Here is a 26,603-nt window from a genome sequence, read left to right as displayed (position 1 = left end):
AGGTTCACCCCTCTTTCTTTTCGTTTAAATCCAGGCTGATATCCAAGCTCTCAAAAGAGTAGGTTAACCTGCCAACTGAAATTACATCCACTCCGCTCTCTGCAATACCACGAATGGTATTTAGCGAGACGTTGCCCGATGCCTCAACTTTCACATGCGGAGCCTGCTCACGAATAAGAGCGACGGCCTCACGCATCCGATCTGGGTGCATGTTATCCAGCATAATGATATCTGACCCAGCCTGCAAGGCTTCTCTGACCTGTTCCATGTTTTCGGTCTCTACTTCAATGGTCATTGTATGCGGAATGACGGCTCGAGCACGCTGTACCGCTTCAGTGATCCCGCCTGCCCCCTTGATATGGTTATCCTTAATCATGACGGCATCATAGAGGCCGAACCGATGATTTGCTCCGCCACCAACCCGCACTGCATATTTTTCAAGCAAGCGGTGTCCCGGTGTTGTTTTACGAGTATCGACCAGTCGTGTAGAAAGGCCATCCAACGCATCAACATAAGTACGTGTACGGGTAGCGATACCAGACATGCGCTGAAGCAGGTTAAGAGCCAGACGCTCTCCTGTCAGCAAGCTATGTGTGCTTCCTTCTACCTCAGCCAGAATCGTACCATGTGTAACTACATCACCGTCTTTTACCATTGGTGTGAACGCAAGACCCGGATCCACTACCTGAAACACGAGTTCTGCTACCGTAATTCCTGCAATGATTCCATTGTCTTTGGCATGTATAACGGCCTTGGACTGACTGCCGGCGGGAATCGTCACATTTGTTGTGACATCCCCTGCACCGACATCCTCGCGAAGCCAGTTTTTGATTGATTCGATGAGTCCTTCATTATATCCGTTCAGTATCATGACATCAATTCCTCCACAATCGCTTGTTCTCGCCGCTGCAGACTATGCTTCTGCCATACGGCATCGTCACGCTGCGGGAAATCCTCACGGTAGTGGGCTCCCCGACTTTCCTCGCGGTGTAATGCTCCAGTGGTAACCAACCAGGCACAGGTCAAAAGGTTGGCATATTCCATCTCTTCTTTGTGAATAAACTTCTGATCAAAAAATTGCAGTTCTTGTTGCAGTTTCTCTATTGCTCCTTGCAGGTTAGCGCCATTCCGGCGCAGCCCCACTTGACGAACCATCATTTTTTGCAGACGCAAGCGTCTTTCGGACACTGGTTTCTGATCTTTCTTTATGATCCTGCGAATACTTGTTAATGTGGGAACCCTTGTCTGTAGTGGAGCAAGCGGAGGAAGGGATTGAATACGCTCCACGATTCTCCGGCCAAATACGATCGCTTCAGACAGAGAGTTGCTCGCCAGGCGATTGGCTCCATGCACTCCAGTAGAAGATACCTCACCGCAGGCAAATAACCGGCCAATGCTGCTCTCCCCACTGAGATCCGTCTTCACTCCGCCCATCATGTAATGTGCAGCAGGAGCGACCGGAATCCAGTCTGTGGTCATATCCAGTCCGTATCGCATACAGGTCTCAAAGATGGTAGGAAACCGATGTTTAATCATCTCCGGTGGTTCATGAGTGATATCCAAATATACAAAGGTACTGTTTGTCGACTCCATCTCACTGACAATTGCCCGGGCGACGATATCACGTGGTGCCAGTTCAAGCTGTGCATGATACCGTTCCATGAAGCGCTCGCCTTTCACATTGCGTAAATAGGCTCCTTCGCCACGTACAGCCTCAGACACCAGGAAACGTGGTGCTCCCGGATAACAAAGGGAGGTCGGGTGAAATTGGATAAACTCCATGTCCCGGACAACCGCTCCGGCACGATAGGCCATCGCCACGCCATCTGCTGTAGCCACTTCCGGGTTAGTGGTGTATCGATACAACTGTCCAGCCCCGCCAGAGCACAGTACGGTTGCCTCTGCCTTCACAAATACTTGCGAACCATCAGCCTTCTGAACCAACGCACCTACACATTCTCTCTGCTCTGTAATCAGGTCAATGACAAAATGCTCATCCCACACTTCAATTCCCGGATGTTCATTCGTCTGTGCAGCTAGTGCACGCACAATCTCATATCCCGTTGCATCCCCATTGGCATGCAAAATACGGCGGTGGCTGTGCGCACCTTCCTGCGTCAACGCCAACTCGCCGTTCTCCAGATCAAACAAAGTACCCAGTCGAATCAGTTCTTTCACTCCGTCCGGGCCCTCGTTCACCAATGCTTCTACTGCTTCGGAGCGGCATAGTCCCGCTCCTGCAACAAGTGTATCCTGCAAATGGTAGGCAGGTGAATCATCCTCAGCAATAACCGCAGCAATCCCCCCCTGCGCATACCGGGTGTTACTTTCCAGTAACGACTTCTTCGTGATCATCAACACACTGCATTGTTCACTAGCCTTGATCGCAGTAAACAAACCAGCAATGCCCGAACCAATAACCAGCACATCCGTCTCCACCATCGGCAGCGCGGACAGATCAAAATCCACTAAATATTGCGGTATCATGTTATTTCACCTGTCTTGGAGCAAGAGTAGCGCATGCTACTTCACCAGTAACATGCGCTCTAGTGATTCTCTGGCCTTGTCGGCAACCGCTGGCGGTACATAAATTTGCGGCTTCATCGTTTCCAGACATTTAACCAGCTTTTTCAAGTTGTTGACCTTCATGTTCGGACATACGAGGAACTTGGTAGCAAAGTGGAATTGTTTATCCGGGCTATCGAGACGCAGTTGGTATCCTGTACCATCCTCGGTACCTACGATAAATTCTTTAGCGGACGAGTTCTTACAATATTCCAGAATGGCGGTTGTGCTACCTACGAAATCACCCATCTCTACAACCTCAGGACGACATTCTGGGTGAACAACGAACTCGGCATTTGGATGCTTCGCTCTCATCTCAACCACGTCTTTGACCGTCAGCATATCATGGGTATTGCAGTAACCTTCCCAGATAATCATTTTCTTGTCTGTATGTTGTTGCACATAATGTCCCAGATTTTTATCCGGTACCCAGATGATTTCATCGGAATCAACAGATTGAATGACTCTGACAGCATTGGCCGATGTACAACAGATGTCGGTCTCTGCCTTGATCTCAGCTGAAGAATTGATGTACGTTACAACTTTGGCATTCGGGTGCTGTGCTTTCAATTTACGTAAGCCTTCAACGTTCACCATGTCTGCCATTGGGCAGCCTGCACGCTCGTCGGGGATGATAACCGTTTTGTTAGGGGCAAGAATTTTAGCGCTTTCACCCATAAAATGAACCCCACAGAAAACGATAACATCCGCATCGGTTTGTGCTGCCTTCTGAGCTAGCAGAAACGAATCTCCCCGGAAGTCAGCGACCTCCTGCACCTCGTCACGTTGATAATAATGGGCAAGAATAATGGCATTACGTTCCTTCCTCAACTCCATCAGCCGCTCGCGCAGCTCCCGGTTCATCTCAGCCTTGCGCTCTAAAGCCAGAGCTTCCACCTGTGATCCTCTCCTTATCGGGACAGCCTCATACGCTGTTTCATATGGCAAATCCAAGTCGTTATTTTCGCTTGAGAAACGAATCACAAGCGGTTTAACACCTAATGTACACAACGTTCACGACTCTGTCAATAAATGAAAACGCCCCAGAACAAGGGCATAACCACCCATTTCCTACGTAGTTCGCCCTAAAGCTCCCGGTTATCGTTATCTATACAATTTGAACGAATACATAAAAAAAAGAGAGCCCGAAGGCTCTCTTTGTCATCTGCCACTAAAGACTGATGGTGTTATGAATTAAGACGTTGGCTTCGTTCCACCATCATCCGGGTCATTGCTGTTTCCTTTGTCCAGATTCGGAGCTTCGTTAGGAATATCTCCGGCTGGTGGTTCAGGCGTTTCATCTTTGCCTTGGATACGGACACGGACATCACCGATGTTGTCGATGATCGCCTCTCCGCTTTCGTTTGGCGTACCTTCACCATCATTGCTGTTCTCATCTTTTGGAGTCAGGGAACCTGTCTCGATCAATTCCTTGATCTGATCCATTTCCAATGTCTCCACTTCGAGCAATGTTTGTGCGATCAGATGCATCTCTTTCGAATGTTTTACGAGCAAGTCCTTACATTTCTCGTAACAATCGTTAATGAAGCGTTGCATTTCCTGATCAATCTCATATGCGATGGAATCCGAGTAATTCTGTTCATGACCGATATCACGGCCAAGGAATACCTGTCCTTGTGAACTTCCGAATTGCATAGGACCCAATTTCTCACTCATACCGTACTCCATAACCATACTGCGAACAATACCTGTCGCTTGTTGGAAGTCACTGTATGCGCCAGTACCAATTTCACCAATGAACAATTCTTCTGCAACACGGCCCCCGAGGAGTCCCGTTACTTTGTCCAACAGCTCCTGCTTGGTTACAAGCATACGATCTTCTTTTGGCAACATGATTACATATCCACCCGCGCGTCCACGCGGAATAATGGTAACTTTATGTACCATATCGGCATGTTCCAGGAAGTAACCTACAATGGTGTGACCTGCTTCGTGGTAAGCAATGATACGTTTCTCACGATCACTGATGACACGGCTTTTCTTCTCCGTACCTACGATGACACGGTCAATCGCTTCGTCTACCTCACGCATGGAAATATCTCTGCGATTACGACGTGCCGCAAGCAATGCCGCTTCGTTCAAGAGATTTTCCAGATCCGCACCGGAGAAGCCTGTTGTACGCTTCGCAATAATATCCAACTTCACATCTTTGGTCATCGGTTTGTTGCGGGAATGTACTTTCAGGACAGCTTCACGGCCTCTCACGTCAGGGCGATCAACCGTGATTTGACGGTCAAAACGTCCTGGACGCAGCAAGGCAGGGTCCAGAATATCAGCACGGTTCGTTGCAGCAACGATGATAATACCTTCATTGGCTCCGAATCCGTCCATTTCCACGAGCAACTGGTTGAGTGTTTGTTCACGTTCGTCGTGACCACCACCAAGACCAGCACCACGCTGACGTCCTACAGCATCGATCTCATCGATAAAGATGATACATGGGGCGTTTTTCTTCGCATTTTCAAACAAGTCACGAACACGAGATGCACCGACACCGACGAACATTTCAACGAAGTCAGAGCCGGAAATACTGAAGAATGGTACACCCGCTTCACCAGCAACAGCACGAGCGAGCAAGGTTTTACCTGTACCCGGAGGACCTACAAGCAATACGCCTTTAGGAATCCGTGCACCTACTGCTGCGAATTTACGAGGGTCCTTGAGGAAGTCCACGACTTCAACAAGCTCCTGTTTCTCTTCGTCAGCACCCGCAACATCTTCAAACGTAACCCGCTTCTTCTCTTCGTTATAGAGACGAGCACGGCTTTTACCAAAGTTCATTACTTTACCGCCGCCGCCTTGAGCCTGATTAAACAGGAAGAAGAACAGCAGGAACATAATGATCAAAGGAATAAAGGAGGTCAGCAACGTCAACCAGATGCTGTCACCTTTCATTGGTTCCTGATGATATTGGAATTTGTTAGCGTCGCTTGCAGCTACAAGCTCACTAATCGCCTCATCCGTAGGAGGAATATACGTTGAGAAATTTTCTGATTTGGCTCCATCAGGCTTCTCCTTGTATTGACCGGTCACGAGGTACGTCTGACCGTTGAATTGAACCGTCAATTCAGAGACGTTATTGGCCTTAATCGCCGTGCGCAACTGATCATATCTAGGATTATCGGTGGCTTCGCCGCCATTGCTGACGAACTGGACTATCCCCACCACAACTAAAAAAAGAATCAAATAAAAACCAGAATTCCGGATGAACCGATTCATCCCCTACCTCCTCTCGAGACACTTTAATTATTTTAACATAGCCCGACATAGCTTCTCAACAGAAGCCACCAACAGATATGGGCTTGGAACTAGCTTAAGCATTAGTTGCTGTAAACTTCAGGTTTCAGAATCCCGATGTAAGGGAGGTTCCGGTACTTCTCGGCATAATCCAGGCCGTAGCCAACGATGAATGCGTCCGGAATGTCAAAGCCGGTGTAATGAGCTTCAAGTTCGACTTTGCGACCTGAAGGCTTGTCAAATAGCGTAACCACACGGACGGATTCAGCACCGCGGTTCTGCAAGAGTTCGATCAGATAACTGAGCGTGAGTCCACTATCAATAATGTCCTCTACAATCAGAACCTCGCGTCCCTCAACGGATTCATCCAGATCCTTAATGATTTTAACCACGCCAGATGATTTGGTGGAAGCACCATAACTCGATACTGCCATGAAATCCATCTCAACAGGTACCGTAATGTTCTTAACCAAATCAGCCATAAATATAAACGCACCCTTGAGCACACAAATGACCAAAGGATTGCGATTTGCATATTCGGCACTTATTGTTGCGCCTAATTCCTTGATTTTACTCTGAATTTCTTCTTCACTGATCAATACTTCCTGAATGTCGTTCTGCAACTGTGCGAACCTCCTAAGTTATACATATGAAAGCCTTACCTGAACCATAACCACTACCCCTGAATCGCTGAATCGCCTACAGTCATGTACAGGATTGCGGAAGTATCCTCCCTGACAGGAGCTACACTAGACCGGCGAACACCCGGTAACCAGATGATATTGCCTGCTCCATCACATACCACGGGAACCCGTGAACGGACAGAAGGGGGAATTTTCTCATCGATGAAAATATTTTTCACCTTTTTGCTTCCGTTTAATCCCATCACTTTCATGGTATCTCCAGGTAACCTTGAACGCACAACCAGCGGCATAAGCAGTTGATCCGCATCAAATGCGGCATGATCCGCCGATTCCGGTACATGATAGTCCTCGGGACTCATCGGAACGAGCCGAACATGCCGGTCAATTTCCGTGAGAGAAAGCTCATAAGTTCCGCTCCATTGAGCAAGACGATATTCGTAAGATTGATCCTGTACGTCAGTCCGTATGCCGAAAGAGATCAGATCATACTCCCGGGTGCAGGCGAGTGTCTGTCCTATATCCAGGCTCCAGGTCGTCGCGTCAGGCTGAATAACCTTGCGGCGAATGGTCTCAATACGGGTAAAGTCGACAAAATCACTGTCCAAAGGCAGATAATTCAATATTAGTTTAATCAACCTTCGTTGTAAAGCGACATGTAACTTCAAAAAGGAAGGCACCTCAAAGGTTTGCCTTCCGCCGTTCGCCTGCACTAGACACCTGTATGCGTCATATGCACCTTGTTCCATGAAATCGTCTTCATCGCCCACAATTTCGGCAAGTCGATTCAAAGACGGCGTCAACTGTCCATTATATTGCCCCAAAAAAGGGAGCACATCCAAGCGAATGGCATTACGCCGATATTTACGCAGGGAATTGCTTTCATCATTAAAATACAGAAAACCCTGGGTATTACAAGCTTCTACAAGGTCTGTCTTGTTTATACGAAGGCATGGACGAATAAGTTCCACATTTTTTTCTCGCCGTTTAAACTTCATTCCCGCGAGTCCGGAAAGACCACTCCCACGCAGCAAATGGAGCATAACCGTCTCTGCCTGATCGTCGGCATGATGGGCCAGTGCAATGCTCGCCGCATCGTATTTAGCAGCCACTTCATGCAAAAACTCATATCGCTTATTGCGCGCGGCTTCCTGAGAACCTTGACCGGTAAGCTTCATATAAGAAGGTACATCGGCCTTTACCCATTCAAATGCAATGCCAAGCCGGTGCGCAAGTTCCTTCATCATCTCGGCTTCGTGATCTGATTCAATCCGAAAACCATGATGTACATGGGCGCAAATCAATTCAAGCGGGACATGCCTGGTACTGATCTCATGCATGATATGCAAAAAAGCTACCGAGTCCGGTCCGCCCGATACTGCGACGACAATCCGATCCCCGGGAACCCATAACTGATGCTCTTCCGCTGCATCCAGTACGTTATTCACCAGCTTGTTCCAGCGTAAAGCCTCCATACCTGTTCCTCATTCCTTACGTTATGTATATGCACTCTCACAGGTCAGAATCGCAGTGCATAGATGAGTACCCCAATAAGTAATATAACGGATACAGCAAATGCATTTTTGAGCCAACGCGGTGTTGTACTTTTGGAACGGCGACGAAGAGGAGAAGGGCGTGCCATCATCTCTTTCCAGACCTTAGCCGCGTGTCCGGCATCCTGAAATTGACCTCGTAATGCCTGAATAGTCCAGTTTCGAAAGGGGCGAAGACGTTCGCTGCGCTCCACGAGAGCTGTGAGCTGGTTCACACTTCGCAGTTGAGGTAATCCTTCTGCAGCTAGCGCTTTAAGTGCATCAGCTTCAAGTACATGAATCAGTAATAGCGCAAAAGCAAACACATCATAGGTACCATCTGCTGTTCGGCTGCCCGCATTCCAGAATCCGCGATCATACCATTCAGTGAACTGCTTGACGCTCCGGCCGATAGAAGTCACTCCGCCATAGTCGATAAGTTCTACCTGCCCATAATCCGATACGAGTACATTTTGAGGTTTGAGATCGCCAAACACCCATCCAGCCTGATGCAATTGAGCCAGCTTCTGCAATAGTCTGAGTCCAACCAGAAGTGTCCAGTCCGTTCCCTGACGCCGAATGAAGTGGTGCAGAGACTCCCCACGAACGTAACGCATCACATAAAAGGGAATATCGCGACCACGAATGGCGTAATCATCCACATCTTTCAGATAAGAAGGAATGCCACTCTGCCGAAGGGCCTCATGATTACGCTGTAATTGAAAAGATTTGAGCACATTAATTTCCGATTGCAGATCTACAGGGTCAAATCCCATTTTAAGCGCATAATGTTTGCCATTCTCACCCCGCTGGACAAGAAAAACGATGCCGTTGGCTCCTTTGCCCAGCAGCTTCCGAATCGTATAACGGCTGCGATTCCATTTCCCTGTGATGACTGTTCCTGGCGGGAAAGAGGCGTCAGACAACGTTGTCACCGAGCATCCCTTCTCTTTCAATGCGATAGTTCCCTTCTATTTCCTGCTGTTCCTCCAGTGTACCATAACGGTAAAAATCAATCACCCTTTGAATCGCAGGACCTGTCGGCGTCGCTCCCTTCATTTGCAAACGTCCAAACAGCGAACGAACACGGCTCGGGTCAACTGTCCAGTCGATGTCCATGACAGCTTCTTCTCCGCTATGTCGCCCAGGAAAATGAAAGACGGAAAGATGGCTCTGACCCATACGTGCCTGCAAGCTAAGCATTAAATCGCGAATCCCTTCCTCCACAGCAGCAAGCTTCGGCTTCATACTGGCACTTACGTCAATGAGAAGCACGACCTGAAGTGGTGTTGTCTCGGCCATATCATCCATCACTTCAACGACCTGCGCACGTTTTGCCGGTTCAAGGTCTGTTACCGTTTTCGGCTCATGCTCTCCCAGAATTTGTGTTAACTCTCTATTAACCGCCTGTTGAATGGTCTGAACCACCGTTTTTCTTGTCATCATCTGCATCGTATGGGCAAGCTGTCTGGTGCCTACGATCTGACTGATTCCACCTCCGGCTTTGGCAATATCCTCGATCTCCCGACTGCCCATCTCACCAATGGTTCCATAATCAATAACACCGACCACGTTAACGGTAATTCCCTCTTCTCGCGCTTCCGCCGCAGCCAGCACCGGACTTGTGCCTACATTTGAACAACCGTCGGTGATCAACAGGATTTGTTTCATCCGATATCCCTCCGTTTTGGGTTACTCTCCAACTCTATGACTAGCATTGCCAGAATGAAGAGACTTCAAACAGAGGAATATGCATTAACTGACGGTACGCGGACGTTCCATCCGGCTTATTCCGGGTACTCTCAATGTGGCCCACTCCGGGCGATAATGTTCTATTTTGCCTACAATTACAGTCATATCATCATAGATCTCATGTTGCTGATAACGAATAACACTTTCAAGTAGGCAGTCTGCTACTTCCTGAGGATCATCACTATCAATTTCCTGAATGAGCCGCTTCATCCATAGTTCTTTATTGACGGCATACCCCGGTGCATCATAGATACCATCTGTCATCATAATTAAAACATCCCCTGGCTGAAGCTGTACGGTTACCAGATCTACCTCAATATCTTTGATAATTCCAATCGGCAGATTGCTTGCCGAAACCTGGATAACCTCCTGCCCTCGTTTAATAAAACTTGGAGTCGATCCGATTTTCATAAACGTGGTCTCTGCCGTATATTCATCGATCAGAGCCATATCCACCGTTGCATACATTTCTTCAGGAGAACGCAGCAACAGAACGGAATTCACCGATTTGATCGCCAGCTTCTCATCCATGCCCGACTGTAACAATTGCTCCAGTATATTTAACGCAGCACTGCTCTCCATGCGTGCCCGCTCCCCATTACCCATGCCATCGCTAAGTGCAACCGCAAAGGTACCGTTACCCAGTTCAACCGTGCTGAAGCTGTCTCCGGACATCACATCTCCCCCTTTGGCGGCAGCAGCAACACCCGTTGTTATCTCAAAAGTTTTGGCAGAGCCAAATGTGACTGTCGCCAGCCCTTGGCGAGGGTCGAGCATCGTCTCATTCAAGACGGCAATATGCTCGTCCAGTACATCTGAGATCAGCGGAGCGATCATTTTCCGGCACTCGTCAAATCCGCGTGTATAGGCATGAACAATCTCAATTTCCACATTCCCCGCTTCCAGATTAATGATTTCAATAGAATGTATGGACAGACCTAACGATTCAAGTGCATCCCGAATCTGTTCCTCCTGCTGTACCATCTCCTCACTTTCCCGTTGAATTTCTTTCGCCAGGTCCTCCATCACCTGGGATACACCCGATAATTGCTCTGCAACCAGTTGTCGACTATCTATAATCTGACGTTTCCATTGCATGTTATGTTGATGCAGACCATACTGGGCGCGCATCACTTCAAGTACCTCCTCCGGTTTCGCACATACCCTATTCCATTCCACCGGAATCTGCTTGCCTGACATCTCCGGGTTGGCTTCAATGGAACTCATCACGTCCGTCATGTATTTATAGGTTTGAATAAACTTCGCATCCCAGCATTGATCCTTCTTAAAGCAACCCGAACATGTGCCTTCGGCTACAGCATTCATGAAATGCTCCATCCCGCCTTCGTTCTGTACCGGCTCCCCCGCGCCGGACATCTGATCGAAGCTGCGCGACAACTGACGGAATACCTGAGAGAAGCGGGTAACCCGTTCTGCGGTGACATCCCGTATTCTCTTCGCATATTCATGCTGCGACTTCGTATGATCCTGCGTGCCAGGAACATATTTGGATATCGCCGTCAGCATGCTTTTTGGCGTTAACATAAACAGAACAATGGCTGCACATGTCTCCCATAAGGAATTCATGACATCTCCCGGACCACCCAGATATATGGATAGAATAGAGGAACCCAGTAGCATACCTAACGCGACCGCTGCACGTTTTCCTTCCCGGAGCATACCCGCCAGCATGCCAGCAAAAGCAAGCAGACTCATCTGATATACCGCCGACATATCGGCCAAACTCAGAATGAGACCAGTAATGACCCCAACCGAGGCTCCGAGGGGGGCTCCGCCCACCAGCGCAAAGATCAGAATGAGATACCGGGAGAGCATATGCTCTACAGACAGGGACTGGATCGTCCAGCCCACCGCCCCCGTCATTACGGAGGCCAGTAAGATGATCAGACAGAGGATCTCCTCGTTCTTTAGGTTGAATTTTTTTTTGCGATACGTGAAGATCGGTATAGCCTGTATGAAAACCAGGGTGAGCACGAAGCTGAGTATAGAGTCCATCGTGAGCATCAGCATGGCGTACCAACTGAACGATGGCCCAATGACGACAGCGAATAACTTGACCATAAAAGTAGTCGTAAACACCATCGTTGGCGCATAAGATAATTCAGCGCGGTCATAAGATTCCAGTCCTCTGAACAACAGATAGAAGATGGCGATCTCCGAAGCAACAATCAGCGGTACTGGGAACGGGGCGAAGAGACTTCCTGCGAGCAACGCAGCCCCTACCGGAATAATGTAATCCCTGCGCATGAAAGCAATAACCGCAAAGTAAGCAATCGCAAAGGGCGATAATTCATTCAGAATCATAGCCTTGCCCAGCAAAAATCCCATAAAGGTGAGAAGCAGCACCCATTTACGTGCAGCAACGATCTGGACGGCCTTGCGGGAGCTAATCCACTGTTTGAGACGTACCGACAGCTCCTCCCGAGCTTCTGTACCTCCTTTACCAGCTTTCATTCCCGGAAATTGAATGACATTCCACTTTTCCATCATCCTCAAGGCACCCCATTCGATTAATTTAATTTTCGTGTTTCGTTCTCGATGGTTCTGATTATAGATAGAATAGAAGACGTAGTTTGTCACAATTGGTGGGTAGGGTCCAAAAACTTTACGACAAAAGAAACAGACGCGGCGCGGTGGTGCGGAACCCCCGGCCTTATTGTGGTTTCATCCATTTGCCACGACCCTTGCCGACAAGACACTTGTCTGATTTTGAACCGGACGCGCTTCGTCATCGCCACGATTTGAGCAGGATACCTGTGGAATGCCACGGAAACCTGTCGGTAAAAAATGGTAGACGACAAATGTTCTTATGTACTTTTTTTCCTGTGCAGAAAAACTGGGGATATGGAGCTTCACTTTACAAAAACGGCTATGAATCCGGTTAAATGTCTATATCTGAATGGTTAAACTCCAAAATTAAAAACAAACGCAAAAAACCGCCAGCCCCAAGGCTAACGGTTTTTCTTATATTTTAAATCAGGTTGAACCAGATTACACGCGTTTGGCTCCACGGCCACCACGTTTGCCTTCTGTGTTCTTCTTCAGCGAAGAGATCCGTTCTTCGCTATCTTTCAGGAAGCGTGACATTTTATCCTCAAATGAAGGTTTGCCTGCTGCGGGCTTGAAAGAACGGCCTCCGCGGTCACGGTTAAAACCACCACCACCGCCGCCACGGCCTTGGCCACCACTTGGGCCTCCACCGCTGAATCGTTCGCGATCTCCTCCACTGCGTTCCGGTCTAGGAGCTCTTGGGGGTCTGGACTGTGTTTGTTGCTCAACCGGTTTGTCAACAGCTTGCTTAATGGAAAGCCCAATCTTGCCATCCTTGTCAACGTTGATGACCTTAACGGTAACGAGGTCATTAAGCTTCAGGTGGTCGTTGACATCTTTGACATAATTGTCGGCGATTTCCGAGATGTGAACGAGACCCGTGACACCTCCTGACAGATCCACAAATGCTCCAAAATGCGTGATGCCTGTCACCTTGCCCTCTAACTTGGTGCCCACTTCAATTGCCATAGAATAAAATGATCCTCCCTTAAAAATATACAACCCGATTTTTTTGAATGCCAAAATCAATGCTGTGCTAATTTAATTATACCTTATGCCGCAAACCAAGGTCAACTAAGCACTACCCCCTAAGGTAGCCTATTTTTTCCGGTATAACGGCTTCAGACATATAGATAACAATCCTTGCTCGATAATGAGCCAAATTACATCAGTTCCCTGACTCTTCAACCTGAATTGGTGTTTCCTCAGGCAGATAGTATCCTTTTTTTCGAGCCAGCTGTCCTATGTATTCGGGATCCTTCAACCGACTGACTTCGTACTTCAATTGATCCAGCTTCTTCAACGTCTCTTCCTTTGAAGATTGCTGGGCAGCCAGATGAGAACTCTTGTCCGAAATTTGCGCAGTCTGCACAAGGAACGTATATCCTGCCCAAATGATAAACACAACCATAAAGGTCATCCATAGCATGAGACGCCTTTTGGCACCTGCAGATTTTCCTTGGCCTGCTGGAGCTTTTGATTTGCTCATAGGTGTTTTACCCATTATCGGACCTCCTTAAAACCAGCGTTTCCACATTGCTGCGATACTTGAACCCGCACGGATCAGGAAGCGTGGCGTAACCCAATGTTTCAGGATTGGCCTAAACATCCAGCGGAACAACTTACCGAAAGGTACCAAACATTGCAGCACCAGCTTACCCAGGAATAACAGTATGGCGAGTACGAAACCAAATAATACGCGCACTAGCTTGTAAAGTCCTTTAGCGGGCATAACGATCAGGATGTTAAGGATATGTCCACACCAATGAATCAGCGTTCTTGCGAGTTTAATTAACATTACCACAAAACGCTGGGTTGTAACACTTAAAAGCCAAAAATAGAAGCAAACCCCTATAATCAGCCCCAAAAAGACATAAAACCGCAGCTGTCCGTGGTTCCCGGCGTACAGCATCCGGAAGACGAACAGCGCGGAAGCGACCCAATACAACAGATCTAGCGTGTGGACGCTCCATCTCGGGAACCGCAGCTGACCGGACAGTACCCGGTAACTGTCGTAGGCCATCCCCATCACGGCTCCCGACATCAGCATCCACATCAATGTGATCCATTGAGTATCCGGACTCATCGGAACATCTTGCCGAACAGGCCTTTACCGTTTTTGGACTGAGAACCGGGGTCCAGATATTGAAGAGAACTGACAGTGCCCTCGATGGATAACAAACCGTCCTCCAGGCTCAGGTTTTTGATATGTAAATTGTGCCCCCGGATGGTCAGATGCCCAAGTTCAGTTTGCAGCAAAAATTCCTCACTGTCGAAGCTCTCCACATTGGAGACACCCGTCAGATCCAGCAGTTTCCGATTCTGCATGCTCAGATGATGCTGTTTCGTCTTACTTTGCTCAACCATGGCATGTACCCCTCCTTCTTAACCCTAGCTTATGGATCAGAAGTGCAGAATAGAACCAAGGTTGGATGAAAGCAAATATCCGGATAACGGTTGAACACAAAAACGCCCTTCCCTATATGGGAAAGGCGTTTCTCTTCATTTTGCAATGAATGTGTAGAAAAGTATATCAGGCATCCCTGTTACCAGTTCAGACCGTTATCCTTGGCGATCGGCTCTTCCTTAACCAAGGTGTAGAGGCTGCTCGCCTCATCCTTCTTGGTACTCTCGGCAAGACGCTCCACCTTCACGGTGACCAGCTTTTGACCGAACTGAACCGTAAGCTCATCGCCCACTTTGACAGCGGCGCTTGGCTTCGCTTCACGTCCGTTCACCAGCACACGTCCCTGTTCGGAAACGTCCTTGGCTACGGTGCGGCGTTTGATCAGCCGGGAGACCTTCAGGAATTTATCAAGACGCATTATTTTACGGCTTCTTTAAGTTTGTTGCCTGCTTTGAACGCAGGAACGGTGGACTCAGGAATCACGATTTCATTCCCTGTTTGCGGGTTACGTCCGGTACGACCGGAACGTTTGCGGGTCTCAAAAGTGCCAAAGCCGATCAGTTGTACTTTGTCTCCGCTGGCAAGTGCATCTGTAATTTCTCCCAAAAAGCCGTTCAATACGGACTCAACGTCTTTTTTAGTCAAACCGCTTTTGGTGGAAATGTTGTTAATCAGATCTGTTTTGTTCATTTTTAAAAGCCTCCCAAATTGAAAAAAAAGTATCTGCGAATCCGTGACAACAGATCTGCTGCTGCTGGCTCCGCGCAAGGTTACTACACATGTATTCTGGCTTGGCATCTGAAATCCTGCCTCGGTCTTCGACTTTTTTTCACTTTTTGTCGGTCCTGCCCAAGAACAGTCTAAGTCCAGTACCCGAAACACCTCTCCGTTAATCACACGGTTTCTCGTGCAACCCGCCCGAGATGCTTCGACGACACGATACGCATGATGCAACTAATGATATCGGATCAGCGACCAAAATGCCAGGACCCTTTACAATCCAGTCTTCTTCGCTGCCTGCCAGTATTGCTCCATTTCATCGACATTACTGTCTGACGGAGTTCTTCCCTGTTCACGCAGACGCTCCTCGATATACTGGAAACGCTGAATGAATTTCCGATTGGTGGCGGCAAGCGCCTCCTCTGGGTCTGTATCAATAAATCTCGCTACATTGGCAGCTGCAAACAATAAATCGCCCAGTTCCAGCTTCCGTTCTTCCGCAGACTGGTTATGCTGCACCGCTTCTTTTAGCTCTGCCAGTTCTTCCTCAATCTTGGCAAAGACACCATTCACGTCATCCCAATCGAAGCCAACTTTGGCCGCTTTTTTCTGTAATTTATAGCCCTTCATCAAGGCAGGCAAGTCACGGGGAATACCGTCCAGCACGGAAATCTGCTGCAGATCCTGTCCCTTGCGCTTTTTCTCCTCTGCCTTCATCTGTTCCCAGTTTTGCAACGCTTCATTCGCGTTCTCTGCCTGTTGTTCGCCGAATACGTGCGGATGACGGAAAATCAGCTTGTCGTTCAGTCCTTCGATAACGTCGTACACGTTAAACGTGCCAACCTCTTCTTCCATCTGGGAGTGCAACAAAATCTGCAACAGGAGATCACCCAGCTCTTCCTTCATGTGATCAGGATCATCTTCGTCAATCGTTTCAATGACTTCATAGGTTTCCTCAATCAGGTTTTTGCGAATCGACTGGTGGGTCTGCTCCTGATCCCATGGACAGCCGCCTGGACTGCGAAGGATATTCACGATTTCATGCAGTCGTGCGAAGGAGCGCCGACGAAGCGCGACATCCGTATTTTTCGGCACATATATCAATGAGAGATTACCGTACCCTTCAATCCGGTCCAGATCATGCAGCGGCACCTTGTGTATGATCTCCTGTCCCTGTACACCCAAGGCATGTCCGACAAATACCGGATAATCATCAGGGTAAACGTCCATCAGGCACAGTTTTACGTCAGAAGCGGTAAACACATCATATACTTGTCCAATCAAGGTATGAAGCTGCGGTTGCACCAGTTCCGAATTCAGACTGCTGGCATCGAGAAGCTGAAAACCTTCAATAGGATCGAATCCAAGACGAATAAACGCTTCATCCAGAAAGCTTTCCCCACCCATAACGCGCAGCGAAATGCCCATTTGTGGGCAGCGCTCCTTCAACAGGCGTACGCTCGCTTCAGCGACCATGGGATGCCCTGGCACGGCATAAACGATCTCAGTACCCGGCTCGCCCTTGCGTGCGGCCTCAATCAGTCGATCTGCAATTTCGTCGTACACTTCCGGAAAAGAATCCTTCGCCTCATAGATGGCATCGAAGGATGTCATCTCCAACCCTTCCTGCTTGAGATCATTCAATACGGGATGATCCATTGTGCGTACATACAGCGTCGCTGCATGTTTCATTTTTTTGATGATTCCTACCGTCAGCTGATCTGCATCTCCAGATCCAAGACCGACTACTGTCAAAGCTGCACTCATCTTTATAAACCTCCATCCGAACTATCCCGTTCCGACTCCCCATCCTTGGTCAACCAATCTTGGATGGGTCATACATAGTACAGAACAGGGCTCTATAATTACACGTATTATACCAGAATTAGACGTTATCCTATAATTGCATTTGCATATGACACGGTGTGACTCATTCAACCTCCGCTGCTCCGCTTTAGAATGCGAGAGCCGGGGTGAATGGACGGCGTGGCGCTAAGTGTAGCAGCGCAACGCGAGGGTTAGCGCAGCACACGCAGTCTGCGCAGCAGCTTGGCCAGTAGCGGCCCCAGCTTGGGCACGGCCGCCAGCTCTGCGGCGGTCAACAGCCCCGTCCGGGCCGCGGCCAGCAAGAACACGGCCGAGCCTGCGGCTATGCCAAGCAGGCTCACGCCCATCGCGGCCAGCCGGCGATCGGCCGCGATACCGATGCCGCCGAGCACTGCTTCGGCGGCCCAAGCTGTGCCTACCGCCGCCAGGCTCATGGCGGCGATCACCAGCGCCGGCTTCGCCAAGACGGCGCCGGGGGCCGGGCGCAGGGCGACAAGTCGCGCCAGCAGCGCCACATTCAGGCCAGCCGCCAGCATGTAGGCGACTGCGCCTGCCAGGGCCGCGCCGCTGATGCCCAGCGCCGGCACAAGCATGACGTTCAGCAGCGCCTTGATGCCTGCGGCAGCCAGCATGCTGAACGCGGGCGCGCGCACGGCGCCGAGGCCTTGCAGCAGCGCCGCCGCGATAATGCTGACTGTGCTGCCCGCAGCTGTCAGCGCCATGTACCGCAGGGCTTCGGTGCCTGCGGCATCGCCGTACAGCATGCGGTTAATCGGCTCAGCCAGCACCGCTAGACCTGCGGATGCCGCCAGGCCGATCAACCAGAACCAGCGTAGCGCGAGTCCTGCTTGCTGCCTCACGGCTTCCGGCCCGCCTTTCAGTCGAGCTTCGGCCATCGCCGGAATAAAGAGCACAGACAGCGACGTGGCAAGCATCGTCACCAACTGAACCAGCGGCAAGCCCCGGTTGTAAATTCCGAAGGACACCATGGATTGAAGCTCATCCAACCCTTCTCGTCTTAGCAGTCGGGGTACCGTAAAGGTATCCACCAAATTCATCAATGGCACAGCCAGTGATCCGAGACAAACCGGAATGGCATAGATCAGTAGCGTCCGCATCCACTCACCGTTGGATCGCCGCTCCTCAGACAGAAGGCTCCCCCCGCTTCGGTGTTCTTTGGTTTTCTCCAGTTGCCCAGCTGTCTCAGTACTTTTCATAACAGCGAGCCTTTCCCCATTTTTCCGTCGATGATGGTACACATACCCAAGCATCGTAACTAACCCGGCAAACCCACCTGCCACTGAGCCAATCATGGCTCCAGCTGCAATGGTCTCCAATGAAGCGTCACGCCCCATGAGCCACAACAATAGAACAATCATCACCGTGACCCGAACAGTCTGCTCTACCACTTGGGATACCGCCGTAGGCACCATTTGCTGCAACCCCTGAAAATATCCGCGCAATCCTGTCATCACCGGTACAAACAACAATGCCATTGAAGCTGTCCGAATGGACGGTACGACACTTCCGTTTCCAATCAGATCTCCAATAAGCGGTGCACCTATATACATCAATAAGGCCAGCGCCAGTCCAATCCCACTGAGCAGCATCGAAGATAAGCGTATAATCCGTTTACCCTCCTCCGGTCGGCCCAGAGCATTCTGCTCGGCTACGAATTTGGATACAGCCACAGGCAGCCCGGCAGCAGCAACGGTAATGATGAGCATATAGAACGGGTACACCGTATTATAGATGCCAAAAACACCGTCTCCCCCAAGATTCTGTAGCGGAATCTTCTGAAAAGCACCAATGATTTTGGATATAATGGCGGCAAGCCCAAGCACAAATGCGCCCTGAAGCAATCTTGAGCCTGTAGACAACTGTTTCATATGTCCCTCCTGCGTATTGTCCATGCATTTATTCCTTCAAAGTATACCTAGCTATTATACCTGTCCAAAGGCGCACAGACTAACCCTTCAAGGTTTCCTACCCTTCAGGACATCATCCAAGCTGTCTACAGCTTCCCTAAAATGCAAAAACTCCTGTATGCCCTCAGGGCACCAGGAGTTGATCTGCTATTTATTGCTCCATCTGTTTGCCAAGGAACCCGGCAGCCGTCTCGGACATTTTAATTTCCATCTGAGACATCTTCACCGATTCATCCTTGTTGAAAAGAATAACCGTTCCGATGGGGTCACCACCTGAAATGATCGGGGCAATAACAAAAGACGATAACGTCTCGTCATGATCTTTGCTAAGCTCATAAGAACCATTGTTGGTCTCCAAAATCGTCTTCCGGTTTTCCATACAACTCTCCAGCAGTGGACCTACCTGCTTGTCCAGATACTCTTTCTTGGAGCCACCTGCCACCGTAATAATCGTATCACGGTCAGAGATCATCGTTACATGGCCTGTACTTTCATACAGCGATTCTGCATATTCTTTGGCAAAATCACCAAGTTCGCCAATCGGCGAGTATTTTTTAAGAATAACCTCTCCATCGCGGTCCACAAAAATCTCAAGTGGATCGCCTTCACGGATACGTAACGTACGGCGGATTTCTTTCGGAATGACCACTCGACCGAGGTCATCTATACGGCGGACAATACCAGTAGCTTTCATTTCACATGTTGCCCCACTTTCTCGAGAAGATTTTTCAACTACTGTTCCTTAATGGGTAGAGGAAAGTCCCAGAACGTTTAGTGTGATATCTTGACCATAGTATTCATCTGTTCCCATTTCCTTATACATACTTTGGAGAATATAGTTGTGTAAACTTCCATAGAAAGCGACCATGTACCCACTTTGCTCCATAGATACAAGGAAAAGCAAGAGGGAGGCCATAAGTCCCCCCCTTGCTTTCTGTATGGTTGTCCATATTCGAACCGTTCAGTGTATCACCCAGACAAACGTATTTGCTGAATGTATACACTCGCTATCTTACTTACCGCTTGTATCTGTACCTTCACCTGTTGTTGTATCCTTGTCGGTTCCAGTTGTTCCTTGATCCGTTTTGGTATCTGTACCCGCATCGGTTTTTTCGCCCTCAGTACCTGTTTCCGTTCCTGTACCGGTTGTACCTTCAGTCGTGCCTTCTTCAGCCTTGTCTGTTTTCGGCAGGTTTACTTCTTTTACGATTTTGTCCAGTTCGCTGGTCATGAATGTGTCAATCTCAGCAGCGGCCAATTGGCTTTTGAGTGTTTCTTTTTGTTCAGCAGTCAATTTTGTGTAGTCCGCTTCTGTACGTTTCTCTACTTTCATGACGTGATAACCATATTCAGTCTCTACAGGATCACTGATTTTGTTCAATGGCAGCGTTTTGGCCGCTTCCTTGAACGCATCTACCCAGCTGGCTACAGGTGTGTCTTCATACAAGCCGCCGTTTTCTGCAGAACCTGTATCTTCGGAGTATTTCTTCGCAATTTCAGCAAAGTCTGCTCCGCCATCCAGTTTGGCTTTCACTTCTTTCGCAAGTTTCAAAGCATCTTCTTTTTTACGCTCTTTTTGCGTTTTTGGATCAGTAAAGTTGATCAGTACGTGACGAACAGACGCTGTTGTGAACTGATCTTTATTTTTCTCAAATTCAGCTTTAATCGCATCTTCAGTAACGCCAGTTTCTTTGTCCTTGATTACGGTCATGATGCGAGTCATGTAATCCTTGATGTTCTGGTCTGTAAGATTCTGAGCTTTCAGCATCTCAGTCCATTGGTCAGCTTGAACAGAAGCTTTCATTTTGTCGAATTGCTCTGTCGCTGTTTTGGCACCCTCGGTTTTGGCTGCATCACTTGCTTTTCCACTCAAATATTCATATGCAACTTCCTGTTTCACCAGGTATTCCTTGAAATCATCCATATCCATCATTTGTGCATATTCCGGATAGAGGAATTTCATGACCCGTTGCTCCATATCAAATTCATTGGCTGTAATTGTACCACCATCATACGTAGCGACTACAGCACTTGTATCCTTTGTTTCCGGTGTTTTTGCTTCTTCCTTCTTGCCACATGCAGCAAGCAGTGATAAGGACAGTACTGCTACCATACTCACAGACAGTACTTTCCCTACTTTTTTATACTTTGCTAACATCCTTTAGTTCCCCCTTTGATTTAAAAGCACTTTTCATGGACTCCAGAAATTTTTCTACCAGCCCCATCAGTTGCTTGTCCCCAAGCCCTTTGCCCTTGACATGAATAAGCATATGGGGTCCTTGTTCAAATTGTACACGTCTTTCGAACTGATTTCCAATGTGTGCGATTTTTGAGAGTTCAAATGCATGTTCTCGGCCTTCGTAGAACTTCACTGTAAGATCATCTCCGCGTTGGGAGATTGATTCAATACCGTAGATCTTTCCATAGACTTTAAGTCTGGCCACCGCCAGCAGATTGATCACGGCTTCCGGAAGATCACCGAATCGGTCAACCAATTCGTCTTCCAGTTCCATTGCATCGTCGAAGGAGGAAATAACCGCCACTTTTTTATAAATTTCAATCTTCTGAATACTGTCATAAATATAATCAGACGGCAAGTACGCATCGATACTGAGATCCAGTGTTGTGTTCCACTGGTCGGATGGCACCGGCGCTTCGCCAAGCATCGTAACTTTGCGTTTGTTGATTTCCTCTGCCAGCATCTGAGAATACAAATCGAATCCGACAGACGCAATAAAGCCGTGCTGTTCAGCTCCGAGCAGATTCCCCGCTCCGCGGATCGACAAATCGCGCATCGCGATCTTGAATCCCGAACCTAGTTCGGTGAATTCCTTGATCGATTGCAGACGTTTCTCAGCGACTTCAGTCAGCACTTTGTCCCGTTGGTACGTGAAATAGGCATACGCAATCCGGTTGGAACGACCCACCCGTCCACGCAGCTGATACAGCTGGGAAAGTCCCATTTTGTCCGCGTCATGCACAATCAGGGTGTTAACGTTTGGAATATCCACCCCGGTCTCAATGATGCTTGTGCTGACGAGTACGTCATATTCACCATCCAGGAAGTCCAGAATGGTCTTCTCCAGCTCCGTTTCCGACATCTGGCCATGCCCCACACCAACCTTGGCTTCAGGCACCAATTCGGAAATTTCGGCAGCCATCTCCTGTATTCCCTGCACACGGTTATACAAGTAGTAGACCTGACCGCCACGAGCCAATTCACGTTCAATCGCTTCGCGAACAAGCGCCTGACTGTGTTCAACAACATACGTCTGTACCGGAAAACGATTTTCTGGCGGTGTCTCGATAACAGACAGATCCCGAACACCCAGCATGGACATGTGAAGGGTACGCGGAATCGGCGTCGCTGTCAGTGTCAGCACGTCCACGTTTGTTTTGAGCTTTTTCAGTTTCTCCTTGTGCGTTACACCAAAGCGTTGCTCTTCATCTACAATTAACAGGCCAAGATCCTTAAAGACTAGATCCTGTGACAATAACCGATGGGTACCGATGACGATATCGACGGTGCCTGCCTTAATGCCTTTGGCCGTCTCGTTCTGTTCTTTACGTGAACGGAATCGGCTAAGTACATGAATGTTGAATGGATAACCGGAGAAACGCTCACGGAACGTTTCATAATGCTGCTGTGCCAAAATGGTTGTAGGGACTAACACAGCAACCTGTTTCCCCTCAATAGCAGCCTTAAATGCAGCTCGAATCGCAACCTCGGTTTTGCCGTAACCGACATCTCCACACAATAAACGGTCCATCGGACGATTTTGTTCCATATCCTTTTTGATTTCTTCGATTGCACGCACCTGATCACGTGTCTCATCATAAGGGAACATGTCCTCGAACTCCTGCTGTTCCGCAGAGTCTTTGTCAAAGCCAAAACCTTTTGACGTCTGGCGTTCCGCATAAAGCTTGATTAGATCATCAGCAATATCCTGTACAGATGTGCGGACTTTGTTTTTAACCCGTGTCCACTCATTGCCGCCCAGCTTATATATTTTCGGCTCTTTCTCTTCCGAACCGACATATTTCTGAATCAGATCAATCTGCTCAATCGGTACAGACAGTTTGTCTCCACCTGCATAGAGAATATGCATGTAGTCCTTGTGAATACCGCCAACCTCAAGTGTGCCGATCCCTAGATACTTACCAATCCCGTGATTCTGGTGAACGACATAATCGCCCACTTTCAGCTCACTATAGGATTTAATTCGTTCAGCATTGTCCACATTGCGAATCGGTTTGCGTACTTTGCGCTGCTTCTGTGAGAACATCTCGCCTTCGGTAACGACAGCCAGATGGATGGATGGCATTTCAAATCCGGTTTGCAAGTTGCCAATAAGCATCTTCGGCTCAGGGATATCATAATCCATGAGTACCCGGCGCATTCGATCAAGTCTTTCCTCACCGTTAGCCAGCATCAGCACCTGAACTCCGGCTTTCTGCCAGCGCTCCATCTCTGCTTTGAGCACGTTCATCTGACCATGAAAGTCCTGCATTCCACGGCTGATAAAGTTGAGGATATTTTGCGGCTGAGTATGAGGAACCTGACGCAAAAAGATGGACATAAACAGCGTCTGGAATGGACGTTCATAGATCAGATCATCCCCATCGGCTGACAGATGCAGGTCTGGAAGTGTCTTCCCGTTTTGCATCAAATGAAGATTCCACTCCGACTCATCCCGGTCAAGCTGTTTCGACGTCTCTGCGAGCCTTGCTGGCTCGTCGAGTACAAGCAACGTATCTTCTGGCATGTAGTCGTAGATCGTCTTGTTTTCCGGATAGAGCGGTGAAATATATTTATACATTTCGGAGAAATAAACATGCTCCCGCAGAAGTTCGATCTCGCGATGAATTTCTTCTCGCAGACGCAGCTTCGCCTGCCGGTCCGTCATTTTCTCCAACTGTTGGTCAAGCAAAATAACGGCTGCATCCGCAGCCTTCTCCATACGTTCGCGATCTGCAATTAACTCTTTGCACGGCAGTACCGTCACTTCGTCAATTCGTTCAATGGAACGCTGGTCTGCAGGATCAAATGTCCGGATGGAATCGATCTCATCGTCGAATAATTCCACACGATACGCAATGGACGACGTGACTGGGTAGAAATCAATAATTCCTCCACGTACACTCATCTCGCCGCGTGATTCTACACGCTCTACACGTTCATATCCGAGCTTCACCATCTCCAGCAGGAATGCATCCAACTCGAGCGTATTGCCTTGTTTAATTGTAATCTGAGCATTAGCCATCACTTCTGGAAGTGGAACATAGCGCCGTACCCCGGAAAATGGGATAACAACAACGCCCCTGAATCCCTGGGCGCAACGGACCAACACATCAATACGCTGACCCAATGTTTCCGGACTGGAAACAGCAGCTTCAGCGGCAACAAGTTCGTTGGCAGGATAGAGCAGCACCTGATCCGGTGAAAGCGCTTCCTGTAAATCTTCTGCGATTTTTTGAGCTGAAAACATATTATGTGTCACAACGAGCAGGGGTCTGTTCATTTCCTGATGTAGGGCAGCCAGCATAATCTGACGCGCCGAACCGGATAAGCCCGAAACCAATTGCTCCTTCATACCGGATGTAATTCCGGCCGTAATGGACCCGAAGTCCGGATCTTTGGAAAAAGCCTGTATAAGTGCTTGTAACAAAAGGGGCACCTCTCTTATAACTTACTTGAGTATCTCACGCCTACGCGCAGGTTCACCACATTAAAAATTGGATACAAATTCCTTTTTGTCCTGTTTCATCATAAAGGATTAATCGCTACTTTGCCACATCCGTTTGATGTGGCTGGGGGCTAATTTGGATATAGTCTGGTTTCATCCCAACTGAAAAGAAGCCTCAGCAGGCTGCCAAGGCTATAAAGGTGGAGCGGTATTCCGCAGCCGCCATCATCTGTCATAAGTTCTTGTTGCGGGCGAGATAGTTATTGAAGCGGACTCGCAAGCAGGCTCAGCTCAGGATTGAACTCAAAAGCTTCTTTGCAATAATCACATGTAATCCGAACGGTTATATCGCCACCGGAATTATACGCTATTATATCCCTCCGCTCGTCGGGGGTCAAGAAATGAAAGCCCAATTGCGCTTCCGTTATCCGGGCAGAATCGATTCGTCCAATAAAAGTACGGCAATGCCTACACACATAATTCACTGACATGTCTATGCCTCCTGAACATGGTTTATACGTCCAGTATGCCCATTAAGACTGAATCGAACCCGAATCTTGATCATTTTTCCAGTGTCACTTGCAGCGGTTCACCCGTTGAACTTGGCCATCGTCTGCTCAAACGTATGATCCAGACTATACTCCAGTGCATCACAGGTCTGTTCGATCGTTTGATCGAGCGCTTCCTTTTCGTTCTTCATAAACTTCGACAGTACGTAGTCTACAATGGCATGTCCCGGTTCTGGTCGGGATATTCCCATCCGTACCCGGTTAAACTGCTGTGTACCGGTATGCTGGATAATGGATTTAATTCCATTGTGACCACCTGCACTGCCCTGGTAACGCAATCTGACTTTGCCTGTTTCCGTGTCCATGTCGTCATAGACGACAATCAGGTCTTCCAGACTAACTTTATAAAAGTCCATATAAGCCCTTACCGACTCACCGGACAGGTTCATAAACGTCATTGGTTTAATCAGCACCGTTTTGACGCCACCAATTACACCTTCTCCAATGAGCGCCTTGCATTTGCTCTGCGTTATGGAGATATTATGACGCTCTGCAAGTCGATCAAGTGCCATAAAGCCGATATTATGACGGGTTTTAGCGTAGTTCGGGCCTGGATTTCCGAGGCCGACAATCCACTTCATCTTGTTCCCTCCTTCGGATCAGCCTAAGGTGAAGCATAGACTTCGAATGTTATATTTCATATAATATCAACAAAGTGAGATTCGAATTGGTTATATAAGTTGAACGATTATTACACCTAATCACACCGATTGCAGTACCATCTTTCGATCGCTCTTATCCCCAGATTTTCTTTATTCCCTTGATCCAAGGGAAAAATCCGGTGATAAAGGCGCACGCTCCGCTTCTTCAGATTGGTTCTGCACTCTCCGTTTTGGTGTAAACGCCAGTTTCAACTTATATCATGTTTACAGCTTTTATTCATCAACCCAGGAAGGTGAGCGGGTTTTGCGCGAAGACAACGGACAACTGACTCAACATAGCGATTTTATCTATCATCTGGAATATCACGTACCTGTACAGGTATATGACCGCGACACCCATATTGAGATCGGACTAATCACACGTTTCGATAATCAATTTGTCGAAATTGCCGACACTCTTTTTCATCGGCGCCGGTTCCGTTTTATCTCCCGCCCCGGATACTAGAAATTCGGCAGGCACTGTTTCACTTCCAATATAACGGCA

At 48.5% G+C, this 26,603-nt stretch carries 23 protein-coding genes; 1 reads left to right on the top strand and 22 read right to left on the bottom strand.

Annotation, left to right across the window (positions count from 1 at the left end; genetic code table 11):
• Positions 1-4: 4 nt before the first annotated feature.
• The 22 genes from nadC to pth form a co-directional block, all read right to left on the bottom strand.
• Positions 5-871: a carboxylating nicotinate-nucleotide diphosphorylase gene (gene nadC, locus AC3ITG_RS00315; protein ID WP_413373828.1), complete on the bottom strand. Its 867-nt coding sequence runs from the start codon at positions 869-871 to the stop codon at positions 5-7.
• On the bottom strand, positions 868-2,487 hold the full coding sequence (gene nadB / locus AC3ITG_RS00310; RefSeq protein WP_489252486.1) for an L-aspartate oxidase: 1,620 nt from the start codon (positions 2,485-2,487) through the stop codon (positions 868-870). Before nadB ends, nadC begins: the two co-directional genes overlap by 4 nt.
• Before the next feature lie 36 nt (positions 2,488-2,523).
• Positions 2,524-3,462, bottom strand: coding sequence for a quinolinate synthase NadA (nadA, locus tag AC3ITG_RS00305; RefSeq protein ID WP_489252485.1), 939 nt, complete (start codon positions 3,460-3,462; stop codon positions 2,524-2,526).
• A 297-nt stretch (positions 3,463-3,759) separates the two neighbouring features.
• Positions 3,760-5,805 carry an ATP-dependent zinc metalloprotease FtsH gene (gene ftsH / locus AC3ITG_RS00300; protein ID WP_489252484.1) on the bottom strand — a complete coding sequence of 682 codons (2,046 nt, stop codon included), beginning with the start codon at positions 5,803-5,805 and terminating at the stop codon, positions 3,760-3,762.
• A gap of 101 nt (positions 5,806-5,906) precedes the next feature.
• Positions 5,907-6,446, bottom strand: coding sequence for a hypoxanthine phosphoribosyltransferase (gene hpt / locus AC3ITG_RS00295; protein WP_024633729.1), 540 nt, complete (start codon positions 6,444-6,446; stop codon positions 5,907-5,909).
• Positions 6,447-6,499: 53 nt separating this feature from the next.
• On the bottom strand, positions 6,500-7,939 hold the full coding sequence (gene tilS, locus AC3ITG_RS00290; protein WP_489252483.1) for a tRNA lysidine(34) synthetase TilS: 1,440 nt from the start codon (positions 7,937-7,939) through the stop codon (positions 6,500-6,502).
• Positions 7,940-7,983: 44 nt separating this feature from the next.
• Positions 7,984-8,931, bottom strand: coding sequence for a serine/threonine protein kinase (locus AC3ITG_RS00285; RefSeq protein WP_024633727.1), 948 nt, complete (start codon positions 8,929-8,931; stop codon positions 7,984-7,986).
• Positions 8,915-9,667, bottom strand: coding sequence for a hypothetical protein (locus tag AC3ITG_RS00280; protein WP_489252482.1), 753 nt, complete (start codon positions 9,665-9,667; stop codon positions 8,915-8,917). Before AC3ITG_RS00280 ends, AC3ITG_RS00285 begins: the two co-directional genes overlap by 17 nt.
• Before the next feature lie 84 nt (positions 9,668-9,751).
• The gene (gene spoIIE / locus AC3ITG_RS00275; protein WP_413373835.1) at positions 9,752-12,259 is read right to left on the bottom strand and encodes a stage II sporulation protein E; all 2,508 of its coding nucleotides are present in this window, start codon (positions 12,257-12,259) and stop codon (positions 9,752-9,754) included.
• Between the two features lie 501 nt (positions 12,260-12,760).
• The gene (locus AC3ITG_RS00270) at positions 12,761-13,288 is read right to left on the bottom strand and encodes a S1 domain-containing RNA-binding protein (RefSeq protein ID WP_024633724.1); all 528 of its coding nucleotides are present in this window, start codon (positions 13,286-13,288) and stop codon (positions 12,761-12,763) included.
• 199 nt (positions 13,289-13,487) lie between these two features.
• Positions 13,488-13,823 carry an FtsB family cell division protein gene (locus AC3ITG_RS00265; protein ID WP_413373836.1) on the bottom strand — a complete coding sequence of 112 codons (336 nt, stop codon included), beginning with the start codon at positions 13,821-13,823 and terminating at the stop codon, positions 13,488-13,490.
• Between the two features lie 12 nt (positions 13,824-13,835).
• The gene (gene yabQ, locus AC3ITG_RS00260) at positions 13,836-14,405 is read right to left on the bottom strand and encodes a spore cortex biosynthesis protein YabQ (protein WP_024633722.1); all 570 of its coding nucleotides are present in this window, start codon (positions 14,403-14,405) and stop codon (positions 13,836-13,838) included.
• Complete coding sequence (gene yabP / locus AC3ITG_RS00255) at positions 14,402-14,686, bottom strand: sporulation protein YabP (RefSeq protein WP_053778920.1); 285 nt, start codon at positions 14,684-14,686, stop codon at positions 14,402-14,404. Before yabP ends, yabQ begins: the two co-directional genes overlap by 4 nt.
• Before the next feature lie 179 nt (positions 14,687-14,865).
• Positions 14,866-15,144: an RNA-binding S4 domain-containing protein gene (locus AC3ITG_RS00250; RefSeq protein WP_024633720.1), complete on the bottom strand. Its 279-nt coding sequence runs from the start codon at positions 15,142-15,144 to the stop codon at positions 14,866-14,868.
• Positions 15,144-15,416 carry an HU family DNA-binding protein gene (locus tag AC3ITG_RS00245; RefSeq protein ID WP_017691362.1) on the bottom strand — a complete coding sequence of 91 codons (273 nt, stop codon included), beginning with the start codon at positions 15,414-15,416 and terminating at the stop codon, positions 15,144-15,146. Before AC3ITG_RS00245 ends, AC3ITG_RS00250 begins: the two co-directional genes overlap by 1 nt.
• 303 nt (positions 15,417-15,719) lie before the next feature.
• Complete coding sequence (yabN, locus tag AC3ITG_RS00240; protein WP_489252481.1) at positions 15,720-17,213, bottom strand: bifunctional methyltransferase/pyrophosphohydrolase YabN; 1,494 nt, start codon at positions 17,211-17,213, stop codon at positions 15,720-15,722.
• 251 nt (positions 17,214-17,464) lie between these two features.
• Positions 17,465-19,162 (bottom strand): putative polysaccharide biosynthesis protein, encoded by a 1,698-nt coding sequence (locus tag AC3ITG_RS00235; RefSeq protein WP_489252480.1) that lies wholly within the window; start codon positions 19,160-19,162, stop codon positions 17,465-17,467.
• Between the two features lie 190 nt (positions 19,163-19,352).
• Complete coding sequence (spoVT, locus tag AC3ITG_RS00230; protein WP_024633717.1) at positions 19,353-19,895, bottom strand: stage V sporulation protein T; 543 nt, start codon at positions 19,893-19,895, stop codon at positions 19,353-19,355.
• Positions 19,896-20,213: 318 nt separating this feature from the next.
• Positions 20,214-21,359 (bottom strand): peptidylprolyl isomerase, encoded by a 1,146-nt coding sequence (locus AC3ITG_RS00225; RefSeq protein ID WP_413373839.1) that lies wholly within the window; start codon positions 21,357-21,359, stop codon positions 20,214-20,216.
• A complete protein-coding gene (mfd, locus tag AC3ITG_RS00220; protein WP_489252479.1) occupies positions 21,343-24,870 on the bottom strand; it encodes a transcription-repair coupling factor in 3,528 nt (1,175 codons plus the stop codon). The genes AC3ITG_RS00225 and mfd overlap by 17 nt, the downstream gene beginning before the upstream one ends.
• 278 nt (positions 24,871-25,148) lie before the next feature.
• Positions 25,149-25,379, bottom strand: coding sequence for an anti-sigma-F factor Fin (locus AC3ITG_RS00215; RefSeq protein ID WP_413373841.1), 231 nt, complete (start codon positions 25,377-25,379; stop codon positions 25,149-25,151).
• A gap of 98 nt (positions 25,380-25,477) precedes the next feature.
• A complete protein-coding gene (gene pth / locus AC3ITG_RS00210) occupies positions 25,478-26,038 on the bottom strand; it encodes an aminoacyl-tRNA hydrolase (protein WP_063567548.1) in 561 nt (186 codons plus the stop codon).
• Between the two features lie 325 nt (positions 26,039-26,363).
• On the opposite strand from pth, the gene AC3ITG_RS00205 reads away from it, so the two are divergent.
• Complete coding sequence (locus AC3ITG_RS00205) at positions 26,364-26,564, top strand: hypothetical protein (RefSeq protein WP_024633712.1); 201 nt, start codon at positions 26,364-26,366, stop codon at positions 26,562-26,564.
• Positions 26,565-26,603: the final 39 nt, after the last annotated feature.

This window comes from Paenibacillus sp. GL_099_B (genome assembly GCF_057835695.1).
The sequence above is the reverse complement of the archived record's forward strand: the minus strand, read 5'-3'. Positions and strand labels throughout refer to the sequence as shown.

What these genes read in the sequence shown, in the direction of transcription:
- nadC (WP_413373828.1), bottom strand. Translation starts at nt 871, where the DNA reads ATGATACTGAACGGATATAATGAAGGACTCATCGAATCAATCAAAAAC.
- nadB (WP_489252486.1), bottom strand. Translation starts at nt 2,487, where the DNA reads ATGATACCGCAATATTTAGTGGATTTTGATCTGTCCGCGCTGCCGATG.
- ftsH (WP_489252484.1), bottom strand. Translation starts at nt 5,805, where the DNA reads ATGAATCGGTTCATCCGGAATTCTGGTTTTTATTTGATTCTTTTTTTA.
- tilS (WP_489252483.1), bottom strand. Translation starts at nt 7,939, where the DNA reads ATGGAGGCTTTACGCTGGAACAAGCTGGTGAATAACGTACTGGATGCA.
- AC3ITG_RS00280 (WP_489252482.1), bottom strand. Translation starts at nt 9,667, where the DNA reads ATGAAACAAATCCTGTTGATCACCGACGGTTGTTCAAATGTAGGCACA.
- spoIIE (WP_413373835.1), bottom strand. Translation starts at nt 12,259, where the DNA reads ATGATGGAAAAGTGGAATGTCATTCAATTTCCGGGAATGAAAGCTGGT.
- AC3ITG_RS00270 (WP_024633724.1), bottom strand. Translation starts at nt 13,288, where the DNA reads ATGGCAATTGAAGTGGGCACCAAGTTAGAGGGCAAGGTGACAGGCATC.
- AC3ITG_RS00265 (WP_413373836.1), bottom strand. Translation starts at nt 13,823, where the DNA reads ATGGGTAAAACACCTATGAGCAAATCAAAAGCTCCAGCAGGCCAAGGA.
- yabQ (WP_024633722.1), bottom strand. Translation starts at nt 14,405, where the DNA reads ATGAGTCCGGATACTCAATGGATCACATTGATGTGGATGCTGATGTCG.
- yabP (WP_053778920.1), bottom strand. Translation starts at nt 14,686, where the DNA reads ATGGTTGAGCAAAGTAAGACGAAACAGCATCATCTGAGCATGCAGAAT.
- AC3ITG_RS00250 (WP_024633720.1), bottom strand. Translation starts at nt 15,144, where the DNA reads ATGCGTCTTGATAAATTCCTGAAGGTCTCCCGGCTGATCAAACGCCGC.
- AC3ITG_RS00245 (WP_017691362.1), bottom strand. Translation starts at nt 15,416, where the DNA reads ATGAACAAAACAGATCTGATTAACAACATTTCCACCAAAAGCGGTTTG.
- yabN (WP_489252481.1), bottom strand. Translation starts at nt 17,213, where the DNA reads ATGAGTGCAGCTTTGACAGTAGTCGGTCTTGGATCTGGAGATGCAGAT.
- AC3ITG_RS00235 (WP_489252480.1), bottom strand. Translation starts at nt 19,162, where the DNA reads ATGAAACAGTTGTCTACAGGCTCAAGATTGCTTCAGGGCGCATTTGTG.
- spoVT (WP_024633717.1), bottom strand. Translation starts at nt 19,895, where the DNA reads ATGAAAGCTACTGGTATTGTCCGCCGTATAGATGACCTCGGTCGAGTG.
- AC3ITG_RS00225 (WP_413373839.1), bottom strand. Translation starts at nt 21,359, where the DNA reads ATGTTAGCAAAGTATAAAAAAGTAGGGAAAGTACTGTCTGTGAGTATG.
- AC3ITG_RS00215 (WP_413373841.1), bottom strand. Translation starts at nt 25,379, where the DNA reads ATGTCAGTGAATTATGTGTGTAGGCATTGCCGTACTTTTATTGGACGA.
- pth (WP_063567548.1), bottom strand. Translation starts at nt 26,038, where the DNA reads ATGAAGTGGATTGTCGGCCTCGGAAATCCAGGCCCGAACTACGCTAAA.